Source organism: Vibrio sp. 1CM8B, assembly GCF_023161685.1.
Taxonomy (GTDB): domain Bacteria; phylum Pseudomonadota; class Gammaproteobacteria; order Enterobacterales; family Vibrionaceae; genus Vibrio; species Vibrio coralliirubri.
This window is the reverse complement of sequence record NZ_JALNTU010000004.1, coordinates 396,845-420,040: the sequence shown is the minus strand read 5'-3', so window position 1 is coordinate 420,040 and position 23,196 is coordinate 396,845. Positions and strand designations below refer to the sequence as shown.

Here is a 23,196-nt window from a genome sequence, read left to right as displayed (position 1 = left end):
AAATTAAGAAAAACAAAATTGATAAAAGTAGGGGAACTGAACGTTCCCCTATTTGAATTTGGTAAGAGTGATTACAGCTTAGCTGCGATCATGTCTTCTAGTTTGCCTTGGTCAACGGCGAAGTTGCGGATGCCTTCAGCCAGTTTCTCAACAGCCATTGCATCTTGGTTGTGGTCCCATAGGAACTCAGCGTGAGTCATCGCTGCTGGACGCTCTTTAGTACCGTTAGAGTCGATAAGCTTCTCTACTACTTCGCCTTCTGCTGCTTCTAGGTCAGCTAGAAGTTGAGGAGCGATAGTTAGACGGTCACAACCAGCAAGTTCAAGGATCTCGCCGATGTTACGGAAGCTTGCGCCCATAACAACAGTTTTGTAGCCGTGGTCTTTGTAGTAGTTGTAGATATCTGAAACTGAGATTACGCCTGGATCTTCTGAAGCTTCGAAATCACGACCTTCTTTCGCTTTGTACCAGTCCATGATGCGACCTACGAAAGGAGAGATTAGGAATACGCCAGCTTCAGCACAAGCACGAGCTTGAGCGAAAGAGAATAGAAGCGTTAGGTTACAGTTGATGCCTTCTTTCTCTAGGATTTCAGCAGCACGGATACCTTCCCAAGTAGAAGCCAGTTTGATAAGGATGCGGTCGTTAGTGATGCCAGCGTCGTTGTACATTTTGATAAGTTGACGAGCTTTAGCAACGCTGCCTTCCATGTCGTAAGAAAGACGAGCATCTACTTCAGTAGAGATACGGCCAGGTACAACTTTCAGGATTTCTTTACCGATGTTCACGTTAAGCATGTCGCAAGTATCTTGAACTTGCTGTGCTTTATCGCCGCTTTGCGCTTTTGCGTATTCGATAGAAGCATCGATTAGAGGAGCGTACTCAGCAATTTGAGCAGCTTTAAGAATTAGAGATGGGTTAGTTGTTGCATCTTCAGGAGTGTACTTGCTGATAGCTTCGATATCGCCAGTGTCAGCTACAACAGTTGTTAGTTTACGAAGTTGCTCTAATTTATTGCTCATTTTGATCATCCTATGTATCGCATAACACCTCGTTAATGGGAGAGGTGTGGGCATTTGCAAGCTAACTAATGAAGTTCTCAATGGTTGTACCAGTGAGCCAAACTTACATTAATTTAAATTTTTCTCCGAACGAACATTTGCACAGAACATTTGATCGCTCGATGAGTAAATGATGTAGCCATATTTATCCGATCTAGCCCCAAAGTCAACGGTAAATAGTGCTGTATGGTGACTTCAGTCAAATATATTTCGCTCTAGTAATCATGGGGTATGCAAGCAAACGTTTAACGAGCAAAGTGAGGTGAATTAATCAACAACAAAACCATGGTTATGATGGTGATCAAATGTTCCTTGCTGTTACATATGTTCGGAGTGTAAACTTGTGTATCACTTGCTTAAGCATCGAACATTTGTTCTTCAAGCAGGTAAAATAATTGTTAAATATTGGTTGGGTGGTATATGAGTAAGAATATCCAAGATGTTTCCGAAGAAAACACTGATCTCCTCACTGAAGTCGCTGTTGCCTATTATCAAGATGGTGCCACGCAAGAAGAGATCTCCAAAAAGTACTCTATCTCCCGTGCAAAGGTTGGTCGAATGCTCAAACAAGCCAGAGATGAGGGCATTGTTGAGATCACCGTTAAATACCACCCTGTCTTTAGTGCGAAGATCGAGCAACGTCTGATCGAACGATTTGGTGTAAAGCGAGCGCTTGTTGCACTAGACCAACCAAATGAAGAGAAGCAGCGATTACAGGTTGCTGGTTTAGTGTCTAACTACCTTACCAGTACACTGAAAAACGGCATGGTGGTGACAGTAGGACAAGGGCGAAACGTATCGTCTGTTGCTCACCACACTGGCGTAATTACGCCACGAGACTGTAAATTCGTGTGTGGTATCGGCGGTATTCACCCAAGAGGCGGTATGTTTAATGCCGACCATATATGCAGGCAGCTAGCCAAAAAGTACGGTGGATCTTCTGAAACCTTGTATGCACCTGCTTATGCCGAGAATAAAGCGCAAAAAACCGCATTCATGGAAAACAGCACCGTTAAGCAGACCCTCGATCTCGCTCGAAAAGCCGATGTCGCTTTAGTCGGTATCGGTGATATGAGCGAAAACAGTTATATGGTCGACTTAGGTTGGTTTACCGCAGGTGAGGTCGTTCAATCTCGTTTATTACAAGGTGTCGTCGGTGACTTTGCGGGTTATGACTTTTTCGATGTTCACGGTAAAACAGCAAACACAGTAATGAGTGACCGTGTGATTGGTTTGGCCTTGGAAGAATTCCGGCCAATAGCAGAAGTGATTGCCATCGCAGCAGAGAACAGTAAACCTCTCGCTTTGTTAGGTGCACTAAGAACTGGCGTGGTCGACGTGATCGCAACCAGCGTAAGTAATGCATTGACGGTACTTAACTTGGACGAACAACTTAGCGTGAATAAACCAAACGGCAGTGAATCGTAAGATATTTGTGCTTCGTTGAATTCACTATTTGAGTAATCATGGCAATTCCTCCCTAATGAAACCAGTGCAATAAGGGGGATAACTATTAGATATGACTCGAATAGTGAATTTGTTCAGCGGTTGAAAGAATTATCACTCTTTAATGTTAAGCCACACTAAAGGAGATAATTATGAAACTGTCATTTATCACACACGCTATTTCTAGCAACAGTGACCAATCAAGTTCTATCTTTAAATCTATTTCTATCTTTGTAGCCGCAGCTTGTATGCTCACACCTACAGCACATGCCGATGATAAAGTTGTCGCAGGGTATTTTGCGGATTGGCAATATCTGAATAAAGACAACCCTTATACCGTTGACGACATACCAGCAGACAAGCTCTCACATATTATTTACGCCTTTTTGAGCATGTGTGGTCCTCATAGCGGTGCTGGTGAGCCAGTTCAAAAACAAATTCAGCAGCAATGTGCAGACAAACAACCATATACCGCGATTATTGTGGATAAAGAAGCTGCGTTAGAAGTCGATTTCGGAGACGTGGATGTTGATGTTGCCTATAAAGGTCACTTTGCCCAGTTAGCTCAACTGAAGGCTGACAATCAAAAAATCAAAATATTGCCATCATTTGGTGGGTGGACAATGTCTGAACCTTTTCATGCGATGGCGAAAGATCCTAAAGCCATTGCGCACTTTTCAAAAACTGCTGTTGAGTTGATCCAAAAATATGACTTCTTTGATGGTATTGATCTTGATTGGGAATACCCAGGAGGAGGCGGCTTAACCACTTCGCCTTGGAACCCAGAGACTAAACTAACGGATGAGCAGAAAGCGCAAGAGCGTGAAGCTTTCACACTTTTAGTAAAAACAATCAGACGTGATTTGGACGCTCTATCAAAGACGACTCAAAGAGATTACGAGCTTTCAACGGCTGTCGGTGTTGGTGCTAAGGCAGCCCAAATAGATTGGAACGCAGCCAGCCCATATTTGACGAATATGTTTGCGATGACGTATGACTTCCTTGGAGGCTGGGGAACTCAAACAGGTCACACAACGAACTTACATGCCACAGAGCGCAGTTGGTGGGGAATGGGAGCTGACGTCTTCATTAATCAGATGATAGAGCAAGGTATTCCTAGCGAGAAGCTCGTGATCGGGGCGGCTTTTTATGGTCGAGGTTGGCAAGGGACAAAAGACTTTGCTGGAGAGCTACCTAAAGGTGACCTAGTTTCTGAACAAGGGGCACAGTTTGGTACTGGTGAAAACGGTTACTTTATGTTCTGGGACCTTATGAATAACTACAGCAGCAAACAAGGTTATGAGTATAAGTACGATGAGCAAGCTCAAGCACCTTATTTGTGGAACCCAGATAAAAAAGTATTCATATCTTTTGAAGATCAGCGTTCTATTAAAGCAAAGGCAGAATGGGCGAAGAAATCAGACCTAGGCGGCATTTTTACTTGGGAATTATCAGGAGATCCTTCCGGACAGTTGATCGATGTTATGCATAGCGAAATGAATAAATAGTGAAATGAATAAATAACCGATCAGAAAATACCTAGAAAATAAGGTAGGTGTTTATCCGCCTACCTTATTTATTTTGCTCGTTTATTTAACTTAACTCGCGTTCTTAAACAGAACATTCCGCGTGCTCGGTCACTTGCTTGTTTAGGTGAGTAGCCAGCTCATCATAAGGAATAGGGCGAGAGAAGTAATAGCCTTGCATTAAGTCACATCCACATGCCTTTAGAATAGAGAAGTGCTCGTTCGATTCTACGCCTTCTGCCAATACCACCATGCCGAAGTTCTTACCGATTGCGATGATGTTTTGCACCATTGTGAGTGATTGCTGATCGACAGCAATGTTCTCGATAAAGCTCTTATCGATTTTAAGCTCATCGATAGGCAGTGCTTTCAACATGCTCAGTGATGAATAGCCTGTCCCGAAATCATCTAAAGAGATCTTTATATTCTTCTCTTTGAGGGCTTCAAAAGTCGGTTTCACCAAGGTCACATCTTCAATGAACAAGCTCTCCGTAATTTCTAGCGTTAAACAGCTAGGAGACAGTTGATACTTTTCTAGTGTCGCGAACAAGTGCTCAGAGAAGGATTGATGAGAAAACTGACGCACTGATATGTTGATCGACAGGCCGATCTTTTGTTCTGTTGTTCTGTGCAAGTGGGCGATCTGCATAATGCTGGATTCAATAATAAAAGTACCCAGTTTTTGCATTAAGCCTGTGTTCTCTGCTATCGGTATAAAGACATCTGGCGGAACAAAACCCAATTCGTCATCAATCCAGCGCACGAGTGCTTCTACACCGTGAATACTCTCATTTGCTCGAACCAGTGGTTGGAAAACCATGAACAGCGTTTGTTTCTCAATAGCGATGCGTAGCCTTTGTTCTACTTTCATTTTGTAGAGGTGCGCGTCTTGCATTTCCGTCGTGAAAATACTGTACGAGTTTTGCTGCTGTTTCGCTTTGTACATCGAAATATCGGCAGAACGTAATAGGCTATCTAGATCTTTTCCGTGTTCAGGGAAACGCGCTACGCCGATGCTGCAACCTAACAAAAATTGAGCGCTTTCAACTTCATAAGGTTGAGAAAGCACTTCAATAATGCGCTTGGCGAGTCGTTTAATTTCAGCTTCATTCGACAAGGGCGTTAAGAACAAAAACTCATCACTTGATTCACGTACCAATAGGCTGAGGCGAGATCGGAACCTCATCAAACGCAAAGCGATCTGTTTGAGAACCTTATCTCCAAAGTCATGCCCGTGGGTGTCATTGACGCATTTAAAGTTATCGATATCGATAAACAACAGCGAAAACGGCTCTGACTCATCGTCTATCCATTTGCCAATGTTTTTACGCATGTACAAACGGTTTGGCAGAGAGGTTAATGGATCATGGTTCGCTTGGTAAATGAGTTGGCTCCGAGTGCGTTGTTCATTCTTAGCAATCGACTTAACCAAAAAGTAGAAACCAAACTGAAGAAAAATAAAGGCAACGAAAAGAATGCTGAACTCTTGTATGAATATACTATCGACGTGAGTTAGATCCGTACGTCCTACCACCCATAATTTGTAGTTTGGGATGTATTTTGCGCTCATTAAAGAGTGGTATTGTTCATCGTCGACGACAAAAGAGTAGGTTTCTTGCCCATTCATCGCTTCTTGCACGCTAATTCCGAAGCGGTCGGTAAAGATACTTGCAATACGCTGTACGACATCTTTGCCTACTGGAGAGGAATACGCACTCTCAGATTCGATATCACTCGAATAAAACTGGCGATAGCTGTCTTTTCTGATCAGGCTTAGTGTATTGAAGCTTCCGGCGTGAGCATTATTTTCAAATACGATCGTGGCGTCTAATCGTAGCCCTGCAGTCATTACTGCATCGGTTTTCTTGCCATCGATTGAAATGGATTTTCGCAATGGGATAACCAAGCTATTCAACGATTCTTGAAAATAGGTACGACCAAGCACCATGCTACTGCTTGATAGGGCGTCTAAAAAGGAGTCTCTTGTTGGCGCGTATTGCAGCAAGTTCCTTTGATTCGCAAGTTCAAGATTTGAGCTGATCGAGAGGTAGTCGCCATCGGTATTCAACAAGCCAAACGCTGCAATCGCAGGGTGGGTCTCAAGTAGCTTGTCTAAAATTGGCCTAATTTGGATAGACGCAGTACGTGTGAAATCAGATTGTTGAGCCAGTTGATGGCCAACCACTTCTAACAAGGCTTCTTGACTGGTCAGCAGCGAGTTGACGGAGCTAGAAAAAAGCTCAACCTGGATGTGTTGCTGCTCTATGAAGTCGTCTCTGTTCGCTTTCCAGTTTGTTATTCCCAACGCGGCGAAAAGTATCAGGGTCAGTAGTACGATAAACGCGTACAGCGACCAGATATTTTTCTTAAATAGAGCCATGAGATGCCTTTTGTTGGTTACTACTTTTAACAGACTGCAAATGACAAACTATTGGGTTGTCAGTGTGATTCATGCAACGAAAGATAAAAACACAAATGGTGAAAGTATCAATGATTAAATAGTGTAACGACTATGAGCAGAGATTCTTGAGTGAAATATTAGTATTCATAACGTCGATAACGATTAGTTTATGATTAATCACAAATTATCGTTAGCAACTTAATATGGGATATAAATCAAACGTCATGAATCGAGTCTTGGTCTCAAATGAACATAGCGTTAACTGCGACATAAAAGCTTACTTCATGAGACGTGAGGCCATCATTATCAGTAAGCTCTTTATGCATGCGCAGTATATTCTAACAGTGGCAGTAAGCGAAGTTGAATTACTTTTTAGTCACGGCAATAGGCAGTTTGTCGTTAGCACCCCATTCCGTCCATGAACCATCGTAAACGCCCATTTCACCAGTATAGCCAGCGAGCTTAGCGGCTAATAATATGATGCAGGCTGTTACGCCAGAGCCACAGCTAAAGAACATAGGCTGAGAAGGCGTTAATTCTAACGTTGAAAAGATATCAACAAGCTCTTCTTGAGGCTTTAACTTGCCGTTATCGAGTACTTGGGCAAATGGTAGGCAAATCGAATTCGGTATATGGCCACTACGTAAGCCTTCACGTGGTTCAGGAACTTCTGAATCGAATCGAGCTTGAGAACGCGCATCTACAATGTTTGCGCTCTTGTCAGTTGAGTAACCTTCAATCTGCTGAGCACTGACAAAGTAGTTGTCTTGAATGTGGCCTTCAAAATTGCCCGCTTTTACTTCGGTGCGATAGTCAGTCTGGGTCTCATAACCGGCTTCGATCCAAGCTGGCAAACCGCCATCTAAGATGAATACGTCGTTGTGTCCCATTGCCATAAACATCCACCACGCACGAGGAGAAGCGAAGGTTCCGGAGTTATCGTAAATCACAATCGTACTGTCTTGATTTATGCCAATTTCTTTTGCGCGAGTGTTGAAATGTTTTTCGGTCGGGAACATGTGAGGAAGCAGAGTATGCTTGTTACAAAAGTCTTTGTCGTAGTCAAAACGAATAGCACCAGGAATCATTTGTCCTTTGATCTTCTCTGACTCGCTTGGAATTTGAAACTCGATACTGGCGTCGAGGAGGATGATGTTGTCTTCTGCTAGCAAACGTTGTTGAAGTTGTTGTGGTGAGATGAGTGGCTGATTCATTATTGTTATATCCATTCTTGTTGTTTTAGCGATTCTTGCTGTTATAGCAAATACAGTGTTAGAGCGATTACTGTTGCTTTTGCGAATACAGTTGCTTTTACGAATACCGTTGCTGTATCGATGGCTACTGTGGTGCTCGACAGTGGATGAACTGATAACTGCTTTGTCCGGTTATTTGATTGTTTAATGTATCAAGCGCGACCACAGAATCAATAGGGCAGTCAGTGGTAGGAGCAATAGAGACCCGAAATACGTCATTATCTTTTGTCTGAACCGTCAGATAACGCCTGTGCCCATCTAAGGATTGAGTCAGCGTGTTCGAAATGACTTTGGCTTGAATGCGTTGTCCCGTCTCAGATGTTAGCGGGAAATAGGCAAGGGCAACTAACAGACCCAACCCGCACATTAAGATAAATAGACCTATTTTTAACTGTTTCATGAGAGTAAGTCTTTGAAGGTTATCTTGAAAATATAAGTGAGATTGCTGGTAAAGTGAATGCTATTCGCTAAGAAAGCTGAATTAACTGCTCTTCGACGAAAATAAAAAAGTGAGCATTTCTGCTCACTTCTTACTTACAAACAATCAACTTTGAATCTATTTCGTCAGAGATCTCGCTAACGACAAGTTACCTGCTGCTAAACGACTTACTGCCAAACAATCTGAGAGTCACCGCTAGAAACCACTTGTTGTAATGGAGGTTGACCATCGTAGAACCAAATCTCTATCAAGAGTGCTTCATGGTTTACCGGCGCCGCAAAGTTGGAGGCGAACACACCATTATCTAGTGGGCCTGCAATGACTTTACTGGAGTAATCCGGCTTCAAGGTTGAGTCATCTCTTGTACTAAATCGGCTATAAACGGTCACAAAAGAACGGTCTGTCGAAATGCTGCTGATGTCGATGTCGAGATCAAACTGTTCAACAGAGTTGTAGTCAAACCCGTCAGGTACCACCAAATCACTCATCGTATAGCTTTGCGCTGCTGCCGCACTTGTCGCGGGAGACGGCGAAGGCGTTGCTGTTACCGGAGTCGACGGGGTTGCAGGTGTCGAGGGTGTAGATGGCGATGGAGTCGATGCACTGCTACCGCCACCACCACCGCCCCCACAGCCGGCTAATACTAATGGAGCTGCTGCTAAAATAACGGCTAGTGACTTCTTCATGTTCCAAGTGCTTTGTACAGACATACATTTTTCCTCAGAGAGATTGCGACTTGAATTGACGCAATGATTGTCTCGATATTGTTTAGTGTGAATAGTCATAACGTCTCTCCTTATGGTTCGTAACGTTGGTTGTCTGCAGGTGATTGGTACCATGTCTGGTTCGTTTCACCGCCGGATTCTGCGTATGGTTTAAACTCTGGGTAAGCGGTAACAATATCGACGTACTCTAAAGGCCACTCCCATTCGTCATCCGAAGTCACTATTAGTGCCCAAGGGTGATTTTCTACTGTTTTGAAGTATTTACCTGTTGATGGATTACTGTCATCGACGCCTAAACCAGCTTCAAAGAGGTTAGTGGTATCAAATGCTTCTGTTGGCGCTTGGTCTGGCAAGTGAACCTCCCAGCTGCGTCCTGGATGTAGAGGTAGGTTTTCACCGTGATAATACCCAGGCGTTGCGAAGATGAACGGGTCGTAAGGCATATCGGTCCAACTGCCTGTACTCACACCGTCTCCGGCTAAAGTAATACCAATTTGGAATGAGAACTGCTCATCCTCTTTACATCCATTACTGGTGCGGTAGAAGGTACAGCCAGTGCTGATTTTTTCTGTCAGGTCATTGGCGATAACAAAGATTGCTTCGCTACGTCCATCTTCTAGGTCGAGGTCAGTGAATACACCATTGTGCTTCATGTAAGAGCTTCCACTACTCACTAAGCTCGGGGCTAAGTTGGGAAGTCGAACTGCAAAACCATTTCTGTACGATGCCCCGACAGCAGCTAAGCGTCCGTCGATAGTAGACTTAACGACTTTTCCATCTTTAAGGATTTCGGTAATGCGATACATAAGAACAGCGTCGTTCATGTCGTAGTCAGCTTTATATGGCCAGTTATCTTCGTACGCGAGCGTTGCGTAACCGGAAGCACTTGGGAAGTAACGAGCGGTGGCACCATCGTTAAGAACATCGACTTGAATATCGACCACCTCACCAGAGGTTGAACCGCCAAAGTAACTTAGGTTGGTTTGTTGACTGAATCTGAATCGAGCCCACGTCGTACCGGTTAGTGCGTTGATATCGACATTTAGGAACAGATCGTTTTCACCAGCATCTAACAGGTAATCGGTAAACACTTGCTCGTTGGCGCCATCGAAGCTGCCATCTTGGTTCCAGTCTATCCAAGCCGAAAGGTAACCGGTTGTTGAAGCTTCAATCACTACTTTTGAATCAAGTCCGGCTTCAAGTGCGGTTACAAAACCGATACCACCGTTCGCCCATTCATCATCAATGCCCACACTTTCATCCGATTGCGGTGTTACGTAGCCATCAAGGTCAGCGTCGGGCGCGTCTGTACCTAACCAAGTCACGCCATCCAGTTCATGTCGAGGACCGTTACTTGCTAATAACGTTAGGTAAGTATCTGGAGCGTCACCGAAGTCGATGTTGGAATCTTCATCCACAACAGGCGCATTCGCACAGCGAGCACCATCATTTTGATTAGAAGAAGGGCCATTCGATACAAACTCTACAGCAGGAACGACACCTGCAGCGATATTTGCAGCGTTATCTGGGGACAGGTTGATACGGTAGATCTTACCGTCTTGATTTCGAGATACGTAATAGTAGCCGTTTACATCGAAATAACCTGCGCCGAAAGTGCCTGTTTCTCCGGTATCACCAATGTAGGTTTCTGCGCCTGTGGTTGGGTTGAATTGGTACAAGCCGCCCGAGTTATTATCGATACCATATAAAGAACCATCACTTGGGTGGAAAGCAAAATCGGTCAGTCTTACGGTTGCCGGGCTACCAGCTATTTTGTTAACTGTAACAGTCGCGTTTGGGTCGGAGTCTAGCGGAGATAGGTCAACGGTGAATAAGCCTTTCCCTGTGCGGTAAAGGTAATACACATGGTCATAGACGTCGCCGACATAGAAAGTGTGGTCAGTTGGCAATCCACTTGTGTTGATAACTTCTGCTTGGAAGTCTTGGCCAAGACGCACTAAGCGTTTGTTGGTGGTGTCATAGCCATAAATATATCTGTCTTGGAAGTCGAAACCGACACCATTGATATTGGCATTCATGCCCGTATCGTCTTCTAACAGAGTGGTTGAGCCGGTTACTAGGTTCACGCCCCAAACTTGCACAGGGGTGGACTGAAAAAGATACGCCTTACTCGGGCAAGTATCGAATGGCGCTGCGTTGGCGACCAGTGGCGCACTTAATAGCAAACTTAACGTTGTAATTCTCATATCTACATCCTTGTGATGGAAGGTCTAGATATTCAATCAAGTTATATGCCAGTTTTAAGTATTTGATTTAGTGCGTTTTTATTATTTATCGAGTTCAGTTTCCAATTTGAGTGTCAATATGAAAGTGTGCCATCCAAATAGCCAAAGGCCTTTATATTTCTAGAGCTAAGGATACAAGAGCTTAGGCGGTAATTACGAGTGATTGTCTAATAGGCTCTGTATGTATTCACTCGTAAATGGAACAATATCTGAAACAACTTTAGATGCCAAAATACTTTCTGTGTTGGCTTTAATTCTTACATAACGAAAGTGTTTGCCATAAATTTTTACTCCTCCAAACGGCAAAGCCTCACCTTTGTTAATCAATTCACAGTCTGAGTTTGATTCATAAAGGGAATATCCCTCTTGATCGTGGCAGTTGACTTGTAAATCTTTAACATTGATGTTTTTTCGCAATATATCCAAGATCATTAAAATAATGGTCATTCTTGGCGATGCCAATGAACTATAAGCCGAGATGATATACACGGTTAAGTTGGTGTCTTGGTGTTCCTCAGGAAGGATAAACTGACATTCTGATAGCTTGTCAGGGACGCATTGTGAGGACAACTTCGAAGTATCTAGGAATCCATAAAGGAGGTGTCCAATTAACTGACCTGTTTCGTCAACAAATACCTCAAGCATTAAATTTCGACTTTGGAAGTCCGATAATTCTATATTCATCCCTAAGTAATCAGCATGGAATGCTTGAAGCTTCTGACATAACTCTGGGTTGTCAGTTAGCGATTCATAGTGATAGGTCTTAAACTTATATGAGTTCGAGCTATATGGATTAAGGCTTCTTGATCGTACTTGTTCGAAATTATTTCTTTTTTTAATTGGTGCTTTGGCATCGGGGTCGATTAATAGCGCAACGTCGGCACCCATGCTCCGCGCTATGAGTAGCTGCTTTGCTAATTTTGGGGTTGTAACACCGCGCTCCCAGCGGCTAAGTGTAGTGAGATCGAGTTTAGATAACGTCGTATCTGACTCGATAAGCAATTCAAGCATTTCCTGTTGGGTTAAATCTCTATTCTTCCTGACTTGCTCTAAAAAGAGTGCAAATGTGAGTGGCATTCCCTTACCTTAAATATCTTTATTAATATTAGTGTTAACAATGATCTTAGTATTGATCCGTTGTTTAAGTGTATCAACCATTCTTTGAATTTAAGTTTAATCTCACACGTAATGCTAGACATCCTCTTTATTTCAGATGAAAAGTAGCTAGCTCGCCACTTTAATTGTAGGTGGTTTTTTCAAATTCGGCATGTTCATTAAGCAAAATTTTAAAATGCCCAATATTTCTTTTCTAGTATTCCTCAAAATGTGCCTCATCTGCTTACCGACGAGCGATGGACGCTCAAAATCATCGGGTCCAGATTACTATTTAATAAATTATTTAAAGGAAAGTGAAATGTTTAACTTAAAAAAAAGCGTACTAGCATCAATTCTTCTAACGGGTATGGCTGTAAGTGCAGGCGCTAATGCAGCTCCAAATGCAATTGTCACATGGTCCGGTCCTGTTCCAACAACTAACGCGTCAGATGACCTTATCATCACTGGCTTTGATGGTGATATGACAGCGCTTACCGGTACTATCGAACCAGACACACAAGGTGTGTTTGAAAGCGAGGCTATCAAACTAGAGGCTCGCACAAATGACGGTGACGCAGCGGCCCCTATTGTTGGTGCATTAACTTCAACTAACTGGTCTATTGATACACCATTAGTAAAATATGACAATGCCTCAAACCCTGCTCAAATTGTTGAAGTTTATGTCAATGACGCACTTGTAACTCCTGGTGATGTTATTTCTGGTGAAGAGACTATTGGTGTTAAAATTAAGCAGACTGTTGCATTACCTGAAGCTGAAGTAGGTAATACTAATGTTACAGCATCAGTAACAGTTATGGCTGACGTTGTTTAATTTGTAGAAGATTCCCGATTAAAGGCTTGTAATAATTACGAGCCTTATTTTTCTGCAACGGTAGTCAATATGAAAAAAGTCTTAATACTATTAGCTTTCATAAGTATGAATGCTAACGCCTATTCTAAAGTGCTATACATTAACACGACCTTAGATGTAGGCGAACTTTATACGCATTCAATTACTTCTGTTGAATTTTCCCCCGCGGTTTTGGAGTTGACGTCAAATCAAGATAAAAGAAAGTTTGATGACGCTGAAACCAAGTTAAGAATTGAAACCGATATTCCGTCTGAGTCCTCGGATATTCCTTATGTTTCAACGTTAACGAAAAATATGTCAACTTGTACCGACTACTCCGGGGTGAGTAATGTTCAGGATGATTTCGTTCAATTAACGATTGATGGGCAAATTATATCGGAGGGAGAATCCGTCTCTTTTTCAAATTTCGATTTGAATGATGGTGCTAATAAGTACAGTGAGCATGACATTATATTAAGTTTTAAATCATTTAAAGATATCACCACAACAGGTCAGCCGGAGAGGTGTAATGGTGAGATAGAGTTCAATATTGAGGTAGATATATAATGTTAAGGTTCAAACTATCGACAATGGCAATTTTAGTTCTATTACCTTTGTTTTCGTATTCAAGCTATAGCCAAAATATTCCTGAAGGTTTTGAAGAGCTGTTTGAATTGAAAGAATCAGAAATTCGTATGCGTAACTTAGATGGTTCCATGACTTCACCGATCCCATTTTTAACGTCATTTAACATGTTAAAATTAGACTCGCATAATAAAAAAGCGATCGCACAGGTATCTGACTATTTAAATGATAATTCGGTGTCGGTTGAGTATCAGCGGAAGATCATAGATCAATTAATGGTTGGTATACAAGATCAGTCTGAGTGTTTAGGTAAGCTCGATGAATGTGAATTGTATCCAGAGACGTTTGAAATTGTACAAAACTATAACGATCAAGAAGCTTACCTTTTTGTTTCTCCACAAGTATTGTCATACTCGCTTGTTAATGAAGAACTGCCATACCACTCATCTCTGAGTCAACACAATGGTTTAATCAACTCATTTGATCTGTACGTGAGTGAATATCAAGATCAAGACTCAATCGTTTCTTTAAATAATAAAACGACACTTGGGTTGCCCTACGGGTACCTCAAAACTGATTTCAATGCCAACAACAGTGATAGCGGTTCTGAATTGTATGAAGCGGCGTATCACTTAGATATCGATTCTTACTCAATAAAAGCGGGTCATTTTGAATTTGAACCAGAGGTTAACTCTACCGACTTCCTGAATAACACCGCCCGTGTTGCTCAAAACTCGCTCACGGTAGGTACCTCTAAAAAGTTGCTCGTAGGTGGATATAATAACGATAAAGTTTTGAGCTTTTATGCGCCAACAAGTGGCGGTGTACAAGTTTCTCGTGATGGTAGATTAATTTTTCAAGATAACGTACCAGAAGGGCAGAACTCAATTCCTTATAGCAAGTTACCATCAGGTCGCTATGAAGTCGTGCTTGAGGTGACAAGTGGTGGGCAAGTTATTAGTACCCAGACATATCAAGTATATAATACCAAAAGTGACTCTCTGACTCAGGGGGATTTGGATTTCGTTGCTACTGTCGGTATGTTTTCAGGAAGCCATTACGACTACACAGAACATGGTATTCAAAACGTTGAAGACGATGTTTATGGCAAGGCATTAGCCAACTACCAGTTCACCCGTTCGTTGCAAGTAGGCTTGGGCGGCTTGGTGACGGATAGTGGCACAATGTACACCGTTGGTGGTGCATATAATCTGATTGATTGGGACTTGAGTGCCGAAGCTGTGTACAACCAATTCAAAGATGCATCTCACTTGAGCGCTAATATCGGTATTCCTTATTTGAGTCTATCTTATGAGACTCTAGATAATGAACTTGGAGATCCAGTTGCTTCTTATATGTACGGATATGCCGATTATTCACGTCTATCGTTAAATTCTTCGTACAACCTCTATGGGGGACAGTCCATATATGCGGTTTATTCACTACATAACGATAAGTCACTTGATCGTATCGGCGGGCTGGATGAAGAGTCACAGTTTCTTTCAGTTGGTTACAGCACGCCTACGATCTTGAATTCACGAGTCAATATTAACGTCGATCATGCAGTTGAAACAGATGATACATCAATCAATTTATTGTGGACTGTTCCGTTGTCAGACACTGTAGAAACCATCATGGGACTGACGAGTGATAGTGACGACATTAATCAATTTAAAACAACAGTAAGACGAAATCAGCTAATTGACTCAGACGCTTTTAATACGTCGCTTGAGGTGAGCAATACCTACGAACGACAACAAAATGATATGCGTCAAGATGCACTTTTGGCGACGAATGGTGCGACTAAATACGCTCGAATGAATGCCTCTGCACATACGTCAACCAATGGCACGAATGGCATCAATGTTGGCTTGTCTAGTACTCAAATTGTGACGACTGACGGCGTTTATATTACCGATAAAGCGGCAACATCCTATACGCTCGTCGATATTCATGAGTCGCAGAACACAGAGCAGACGCTTGATGAAAAAGGTTACTTCTCTCTTAAGAAAGAAGGGCGAAACAACAGTAAGTTCATCGTATATAACGATGAAACCATTGTGCCTTTGGAAGACTATAGTCAATATCGCGCCAATTTTGATTCAGAGAGCGTTGACCTTTACAACTCTGGTGATAGCAACGTAACTGTATTCACACACCCAGGAACAGTTGCTTCTATAGAGCCAAGAATCAGTCGTATCGTTTCGTTTGTCAGTGCCTTTAATGACATCTCAGAACAACCTATTACCGAAGTAGAATGTCATGGAGAAGGTTGTATTGAAGTCAATGAAATGGCCGATGGTGTTTATCGGGTAACTGTATTGGAAGGCATGAACTTTGAATTGTCAGCGAAAGAAAACCAATGCTTACTGCCTTATGAACTGACTTCAACAAATCAGATGAATTTCGGTCAGAACTATTGTTTACCAATAGCCCAGGACAAGCAAATAGATTTGATTGATTCAAATGAACAGCTAAAGGCGATGTATTTAGGTGCATACGAAAGCTCTACCGAACTGAATAAAGCACTTGAAAAGCTCGAATCACATGGCTACCGAATTATTCAGAAAGAAGTGGGTTCGTTTAAGGCAATCTATATAGCTCATGAATCTATAAACATGGCGGAAACAATAGCTCTTTATCAAAAAGATATCGATCAGTTAAAACTGTTGGCAAGACGCTTTTATCGCACCAATGTTATTACATACCCTGTCGCACAAGTTAATTAAGGAGGGGGAAATGAAATTCAATAAAGTTCTACTAAAATTAGTATCACTCATCGCCGTATCGTTATCTATAAGCGTACAAGCCTTTACGGTAGATAAAATGGTTATTGTCTCTGATGATAGAGGTAACGGTATTATTACGTTAACCAACGACGAGTCTCAACCTATTTTTGTCCAAGCGAAGGTGGATGAAATAAATATTGTAGATGGAGAGCATGTAGAAAAAAAACAGTATACAAGAGAAAATTTAAACGATTGGAAGGTATCGCTAACGCACAACAAGTTAGTTTTGAAACCTGGAGAAGAGACAGACGTTGGTATACGTAGTTTATGCCACAACACTACATGCGATAATTCACGAGATTTGATGTTTATGCTGTCTTTTTCTCCAAGTAAATACAGGCCTGGTGAGATAGCGAGTGGTGTGGAAGTTAATTACGGATTCGCACCTGTTTATATTATTCCCACAACACAACCAACTTATGATTACGAATTAACCAACAACGGTAATAGCCTGAGAGTCGAAAATAAAAGTAATACCATGCTCAACCTTTTTATCGATGCGTGCAGCGCTAAAAATACAGCCCAGTGCAAGCAAAATTTTACTATTGTAGCGGGAAGAAATAAGACGTTCCCTCTAGCCAAAGCTATGAGAAATAACGAGTTGACCGTTACCGTGACATCTCACGACAAAAGCTATTTAAAGAAAGAAACGGTAACGAGAGGGAAAATCTAATGCCTGGACGTACCCTATATACTGCGGCGCTTATTACATTATTGACCTCAAACATGGCTCAAGCAGCGTTTGAAGTCCGCGCGGAAGTGAAGGCTGGTGGTGTTCGTTGGGACAATGTGACACGTTACAACGGTAAAATGCTTCCAAGTACGTGGGAAACTCCTCCTATGCTGCAGGCTTCAGAGGCTTGGGCGGCCGCGACGTTTTCGGGTGCAACTTCAACCGAGATGACTTTAGTTGGCGGGAATGGGAATACCTCACCATTGATACCGATAGATCTCTTGGGAATGCAATACAATACCACTGGAATTGAATTAACACCGTCAGCGAATCTGGTGGGCGGAGGAGGGTGCACATTTGATGAAGTCTCACTTCCTATTATTACTGTTGAAGGCGCGAACTGTGTTTCGTCAACTCTTTTGACTAACGAGCAAAAGTCGAGCCCTTTTATTTTCCTGAGACCTATTTTTGATATTAACGAAAATGCAATAGTCTCTGCATTAAGTGGTCTACCAGAGGGGCAATATTCCTCATCCGTGCCGGTAAATATTCGTTACTACTATGAAAATGACGGCATTACGACTTATCGTAACATCAATGAAGTGATGCTTTTTTCATTTGATTACCAGCCTGTTCAACTAGACAGCATTTTTATATCTGGAAATGGGGACATGACGCCAGAATACGACACAATTGCTAAAAGAATAAGATCGGAAACGTCATTCGATATTACAGCGAACGGTTATTTTAATGACGGAATTGTTTTAACCATGCCTCAAAAGTCATACGAATTAGTTAATAGCGATGATGTGGTTATTCCTTATAGCATTCGTTGCGATCTGTGTAATTCTGGTAACTTAGTCACTGACGGACAATTAATAAATCAAAAAACAGCTATTGCAGGAGATGCTGGAGTGCAAACAAGTATTAAGTTTACTTTAGACTTTGATTACGATATCGAGGGCAGCTCGGTTGTTTCCGGGGAATATTCTGATGACGTAATGATAATGTTGGAGCCTGGTATTTAAGATGAAAAAAATGAACCTAATACCATCGTTTATTGTACTCTTCTTATCTATTAGTGCTAGTGCATCTGCAGATCAATTGCCAATTCAGATGAGTGGCGGCATGACGTTTTCTGCATTTGATGACAACATGGGACAGACTGAAGCGCTCGGTTATCGAGCGTCGATGGGTTACCATATTAACGAAAACGTAATATTTGAACTTGGCTATGCTGATTTTTCTGCCTTTTCTGACCCTGAAATAGATAGCTTACGTGCCGTAATGGTTGAAACCGACTTATTGCTACCCGTCAGTGATTTTGCCTCTTTCTATGCTGGACTAGGGGGAGCGCTTTCAAGTAACGATACAAATCTAACGGCTTCACTTGGTCTTCAGTATCAATTGAGTCAAAATTGGTATGCCGACCTTGGTTACCAAGGCGTATTTGATTTGGTACGCCAAAATGATGATTTATATGCATTTAATGTACAAATGATCTATCGTTTTTCGAGCAATAATCCCAAAGATGACATTTCAGACTTTAGCCCAAGGCCAAGTGTAGAAAAGCAAATTGAGGAGCCAACCGAGTTACTAACGCCAGAACCTCAAGTGGCACCTATCGTACCAGTAAAAAAGGAACCAATATGCCAACAAAGCTTAATTGAATACCGAGTGGCTAGTGGAGACCATTTGTATCAACTTGCACGGAAGTTTGAAATTTCATTTGATGAATTGATTGAAGAAAATAAAAATCTAAATAATCGTGATTTGAACCTGATTTACCCCGGAGAGATAATAGTTTACACGAAAACTATTTGTTTAAATTAAATTGGCTGTTTAGATTAAACTCCCTTCCTTTAAACAGCATCACTGTCTTTTTTAGGCAGTGTTTTTTTATCGGTTGTTAAAATTTAACCAACACTAAATATCACCTGTTAGAAATAATTTTTATTAATTCTATTTAGTTTGGTTGAAAGTTATCTATAATTGGTCTTCTAGTCAATTAAATTTAGAAATGGAATGATGAAAATCAATTATCTACTTTTTTATAGCATTAATCTCGCATCTCGCATCTTTGAAATTCAGGAATGCCCAATACCTTTAAATCCGAACTTGCCATAATGCTTGCCAACCGGGTTACTGACCTGAAAACAGTTTGGAGTTTGTCAAGATTTTCTTTGATTCCGAAACTTAGGCATTAAGACTAAATAAAAGAGAGTTAAATTATGGTCGGACCTAATATTTTAAATATGTATGTACTTATTGTTTTCGCGATTGGTGTTATATATGCACTGAGTAAAGTAGATGAGTAACTTTTTGAATTTAGTCACTTTTATAAGAGAGCAATATGAAGATTGAAATGAGGCTATTCATAACATTCGCGATCTCTATAGCGATGAATTCTACGTCTGCCAACGCATTTAATGTAGACAAAATGGTCGTGTTTTCGGATCAAAAAGGCAATGGTATTATTACGCTTACTAATGATGAGTCTGAGCCAATCTTTGTTAGTGGGAAAGTAGAGGAAATTCGAGTTGTCAATGGTAATAAGATCGTTCGTAATAGCTATACAAGAAGCAACTTAGATGATTGGAAAATATCACTAACACACCCTAGGTTAGTGCTAAAACCTGGTGAAGAGAAAGACGTGGGTATTCGCAGTTTATGCCACAATGCATCTTGTGATGACAGTAAAGACTTGATGTTTATGCTGCCATTTACGCCTAGTTCTTATAAAGAAGAAGGGGGAAGAGCGATTGGTGTGAAAATTAACTATGGTTTTTCGCCTATTTATATCATTCCAACCCAAAAGCCAATTTTTGATTATAAAATTATTAATAATGGCGATGAACTACGTATAGATAATAATAGTAACACTCTGATCAATGTTTATGTTAATTCATGTACCACAGATAATAATAAGCAATGTAAACAAAAGTTTACCGTTATATCTGGCAGGGATAAAATATTCTCTCTCGCAAAAGATACACAAAATGATCGACTTAATGTAACGGTAACGTCTCACGATAAAAAATACTCTAAAGAAATGGTATTGGCAGCTCAGTAAGAGAACTGGATTTAATTGAAATAATTAGGGCCTTCAATTAAACCAGTGCTGTCCAAGGTTTATTTTCCAAGTAGTGATAGTCGTTTTTATTCGACATGGCACTACCGCAGTCTATAAAAACAAAATGCCCAATACAATGTTTTCTACTACCAATAGAATTATTGTAATAAATTAGTGAAACAAGATTAAAGAGAATCAATATGAACCTTTTAAATAATAGGTCTAGAGGGGGGGCTCCTTTGGGTGCCGCTCCTTTGGGCGTAGTTGTCTCTATTGCTCTGACACTTTTTGGGTGTGGTGGTGAAGGCAGTGAGGGAAGCGTCACAAGCAGTGCTACTTCTCAAAATGCAACGGTTTCAGCTCAAGATGCTACGTACTCGACTGGTTATGCAAATTTGTATGAAGTTGATCTATCGTCAAAAGTACTCTCATCGACTGGTGGTGGCTTTACTCTTAATGAGGTAGAAATCTTATCGCATGATGATAGCTGCCAAATAGAAAGCAAGACAGAATCAGGTTTTGTTATTCGAGCTGAAGACACCAAAGTGTGTGATTACCGATATCATGTGTCACCTAAAACATTATCGTCCATGAGTGGCTCTGGCGAAGCACCGATGGCAATGAGTGATAGTAGCTCTGAAGCTTCGAGCTCTGCGATCACTCGTGTTGCTGTAAGTAGTGATCCGAGTGCGACGGAACTGATTCCGATAAGTGAAACAACGCTGGTTAACGAATCAGTGGGTGTTTTGCTGAAAGAACAGTTAGCTAAAACGGGCTACTCGTTAGATGATCAGTTCGTATTAACAGAGATTACGCTTCCATACGATCTTGGAAGTGTAGCGACAATCGATGAGAACGATTTGCAGGTTATAGATTATACACCGCCAACCGATTTTACGGGTGTTGACCGCGTTCTTTATACCTTAGAAGATGTTAGTAATAATCTTGTTTTGATGGGAGTTTTGGATATTGCCATAGGCTATCAAGCAAACGAAGGTTTTACTATCGAAGATAACCTTATATACCCAGACACGGTTGAGGTTTTGGTCTCAGAAGATATTGATATCAGTGATTTTGTAACGTCAGATGATGGTGATGATTATCAGTTGGTTTATGTTGAAGCTTTTGACGCAGAAGTTACAGCAAAGAATCCTTTGGCTACCAACAACAAAATTATTGAATTTAAAGCGTACTCTGCTGGCTATCACTACATTAGTTTTGGGGTGAGTGATCATAACGGTGTTTATGATATGGGGTTGATTCGTGTTGATGTAATAGATCCAAACCAATCAGCAAAATGGGGCGACATTTCGTACCTGGCGGATCTATATATTGGGCCGCCTACCGCGGTAGATGCTACAAATGCAGGTACTGTTTATGATCAGTTGCTCGTAGACGACGGTTACAGCCCAGCGGTCAACATGGCAGGTTTTCGTTATCCGTCAGCCGTAGCATACTGTGAAAGCCAAGCTGCATCGCTACCGACGGTTGATCAACTTAAGCAGATGACCGCTAATACAAATGTCCAAGTGTTACATGGCTGGCCGACTCAAGCAACATACATTGCTTATGATGATGCAACAGAACTGCCTATGTGGGTTGATATGGCCGACGGCGTAAACAATTCAGGTGCTGTGGACTTTACCGATGCTTATTATGTCACATGTATTAAGCAAGGTTTAATGACTCTGTTGCCTGGCTCAAATACGCAAGCTGTCGCGGATGGGGTTGATGTTGCTTCTGTAATTGTTGAATTAAAACTCGGCCAAGAATTGATGTCAGGTGTCAGTGTTACGGCTTCTGTCGATAGCGCAAATGTGTCTTTGGCAAGTGACAGTGTTACTACAAACAGTCTTGGTATAGCAGAGTTTGACTTAACCAGCTTTAAAGCGGAAACCGTCACATTAACTCTTGATGTTACTGGCATTACTCAAGCTTATGACGTTACGTTCATTGGCGATGAAACAACGGCTAAAGTGACATCACAAGCAACGATTGATACTGTGGATTATCTGTCAGTGGAAGGTGCTCAGGTTACTGCAACCTTGACCGACCAAAATGGAAACCCAGTAGTAGGTTACTCTGTTATTTCAACGGTAAGTCCAGAAGTGCACCCAGACACCGGAGAATCGGTCACTCCGATTCTTGAAGCGAAAACGCCTCAAACCGATGAATCAGGAGAGCAAAAAGTGCGGGTAAAGTGGGATACAAACTATCAAACCCCAACAACGACCATGACCTTTGATGTGACCTCATCTTACACCACAACAACCAATACACAGACTGACGCGATGAGCCAAGTTACCTATACTGGGTATAAAATATGTGGTGGCCAGGTCGGGGACAATGATAAACAAAACGCCGCAGGCGACTGCATTAAAATAACCAAGAACAACGGGCTACTGTATACCGGTACTCCAAGTACCAATTTTTTACAAGCGATAAACTACTCCAACTATAATTTATTGTTTACTGAATCTGGTCTATATGGCCCTGATCATGGCGTATTCGGCAGATTTACACAATCTGAGGCCAGCCAACTTTGTACTCAATATAACACAATTAAGCTCAACGGTAAGAGTGATTGGCGTTTAGCAACACGTAGTGAGTTATCGAGGCTTCACACTGACCTAGGTATGATGTTCAGTGCGAAGGGTTGGGCGGTCAGCTACTACTACTGGTCGTCGACGCCGGATGGTTCCGACTTCTACTACGCGGTCCTCCGCGATAGCAGCAACGGCAACGGCAGCGGCTCGCCATCCAGTCAGGGCTACGCCTCGTGCGTATCAGATTCTTAAGGTTTAATGTTCAACGTCTAGAGTTTGCGGCCCGCAGGGCCGTTTTTTCTTTTTATAGAGGGTAGCGGTTTATTTTTTTAACTCAGTAAGGATTAATATGGATATTGAAACAAAACTCAAGAGTTGTTTTATGGGCTTATTCGGAAACATGACCCATAGGATAAACGATTCATACAAAGCACTCTAATAGGTAGAGTCTCTTTGTTTTCGGCCGTAGGCCGCTCAGGCGACACCGT

At 41.7% G+C, this 23,196-nt stretch carries 17 protein-coding genes; 10 read left to right on the top strand and 7 right to left on the bottom strand.

Features of this window, described 5'->3' with window-relative positions; translation table 11 throughout:
* Nucleotides 1-71: 71 nt before the first annotated feature.
* A complete protein-coding gene (gene tal, locus MSG36_RS10715; RefSeq protein WP_009845571.1) occupies nt 72-1,022 on the bottom strand; it encodes a transaldolase in 951 nt (316 codons plus the stop codon).
* A 459-nt stretch (nt 1,023-1,481) separates the two neighbouring features.
* Here tal and MSG36_RS10710 point away from each other — a divergent pair, with 459 nt between their 5' ends.
* Nucleotides 1,482-2,489 carry a sugar-binding transcriptional regulator gene (locus tag MSG36_RS10710; protein WP_086774785.1) on the top strand — a complete coding sequence of 336 codons (1,008 nt, stop codon included), beginning with the start codon at nt 1,482-1,484 and terminating at the stop codon, nt 2,487-2,489.
* Nucleotides 2,490-2,659: 170 nt separating this feature from the next.
* Nucleotides 2,660-4,015 (top strand): glycoside hydrolase family 18 protein, encoded by a 1,356-nt coding sequence (locus tag MSG36_RS10705; RefSeq protein WP_248367714.1) that lies wholly within the window; start codon nt 2,660-2,662, stop codon nt 4,013-4,015.
* Nucleotides 4,016-4,118: 103 nt separating this feature from the next.
* Here the strand turns inward: MSG36_RS10705 and MSG36_RS10700 are convergent, their stop codons facing one another.
* The 6 genes from MSG36_RS10700 to MSG36_RS10675 form a co-directional block, all read right to left on the bottom strand.
* Nucleotides 4,119-6,413 (bottom strand): EAL domain-containing protein, encoded by a 2,295-nt coding sequence (locus MSG36_RS10700; protein WP_248367712.1) that lies wholly within the window; start codon nt 6,411-6,413, stop codon nt 4,119-4,121.
* A 386-nt stretch (nt 6,414-6,799) separates the two neighbouring features.
* Nucleotides 6,800-7,648 (bottom strand): sulfurtransferase, encoded by an 849-nt coding sequence (locus MSG36_RS10695; RefSeq protein ID WP_248367711.1) that lies wholly within the window; start codon nt 7,646-7,648, stop codon nt 6,800-6,802.
* Nucleotides 7,649-7,772: 124 nt separating this feature from the next.
* On the bottom strand, nt 7,773-8,087 hold the full coding sequence (locus MSG36_RS10690) for a hypothetical protein (protein ID WP_248367710.1): 315 nt from the start codon (nt 8,085-8,087) through the stop codon (nt 7,773-7,775).
* Nucleotides 8,088-8,293: 206 nt separating this feature from the next.
* Nucleotides 8,294-8,911 carry a hypothetical protein gene (locus MSG36_RS10685; RefSeq protein ID WP_248367709.1) on the bottom strand — a complete coding sequence of 206 codons (618 nt, stop codon included), beginning with the start codon at nt 8,909-8,911 and terminating at the stop codon, nt 8,294-8,296.
* 11 nt (nt 8,912-8,922) lie between these two features.
* Nucleotides 8,923-11,058: an LruC domain-containing protein gene (locus MSG36_RS10680; protein WP_248367708.1), complete on the bottom strand. Its 2,136-nt coding sequence runs from the start codon at nt 11,056-11,058 to the stop codon at nt 8,923-8,925.
* Nucleotides 11,059-11,250: 192 nt separating this feature from the next.
* Entirely contained in the window at nt 11,251-12,174 is a 924-nt protein-coding gene (locus tag MSG36_RS10675) for a helix-turn-helix transcriptional regulator (protein ID WP_248367706.1), read from the bottom strand.
* Between the two features lie 337 nt (nt 12,175-12,511).
* Here MSG36_RS10675 and MSG36_RS10670 point away from each other — a divergent pair, with 337 nt between their 5' ends.
* The 8 genes from MSG36_RS10670 (at nt 12,512) to MSG36_RS10635 (ending at nt 22,960) form a co-directional block, all read left to right on the top strand.
* Nucleotides 12,512-13,024 carry a hypothetical protein gene (locus MSG36_RS10670; protein ID WP_248367704.1) on the top strand — a complete coding sequence of 171 codons (513 nt, stop codon included), beginning with the start codon at nt 12,512-12,514 and terminating at the stop codon, nt 13,022-13,024.
* A gap of 69 nt (nt 13,025-13,093) precedes the next feature.
* Complete coding sequence (locus tag MSG36_RS10665; protein WP_060980399.1) at nt 13,094-13,609, top strand: hypothetical protein; 516 nt, start codon at nt 13,094-13,096, stop codon at nt 13,607-13,609.
* A gap of 23 nt (nt 13,610-13,632) precedes the next feature.
* The gene (locus MSG36_RS10660) at nt 13,633-16,356 is read left to right on the top strand and encodes a TcfC E-set like domain-containing protein (RefSeq protein ID WP_248367702.1); all 2,724 of its coding nucleotides are present in this window, start codon (nt 13,633-13,635) and stop codon (nt 16,354-16,356) included.
* Nucleotides 16,357-16,366: 10 nt separating this feature from the next.
* Nucleotides 16,367-17,089, top strand: coding sequence for a hypothetical protein (locus MSG36_RS10655; protein WP_060980398.1), 723 nt, complete (start codon nt 16,367-16,369; stop codon nt 17,087-17,089).
* Complete coding sequence (locus MSG36_RS10650) at nt 17,089-18,117, top strand: hypothetical protein (RefSeq protein ID WP_248367699.1); 1,029 nt, start codon at nt 17,089-17,091, stop codon at nt 18,115-18,117. The genes MSG36_RS10655 and MSG36_RS10650 overlap by 1 nt, the downstream gene beginning before the upstream one ends.
* Before the next feature lies 1 nt (nt 18,118).
* Entirely contained in the window at nt 18,119-18,922 is an 804-nt protein-coding gene (locus tag MSG36_RS10645) for an outer membrane beta-barrel protein (protein ID WP_248367698.1), read from the top strand.
* A 520-nt stretch (nt 18,923-19,442) separates the two neighbouring features.
* Entirely contained in the window at nt 19,443-20,162 is a 720-nt protein-coding gene (locus MSG36_RS10640) for a hypothetical protein (protein WP_248367697.1), read from the top strand.
* A gap of 200 nt (nt 20,163-20,362) precedes the next feature.
* Entirely contained in the window at nt 20,363-22,960 is a 2,598-nt protein-coding gene (locus tag MSG36_RS10635) for an Ig-like domain-containing protein (RefSeq protein ID WP_248367696.1), read from the top strand.
* Nucleotides 22,961-23,196: the final 236 nt, after the last annotated feature.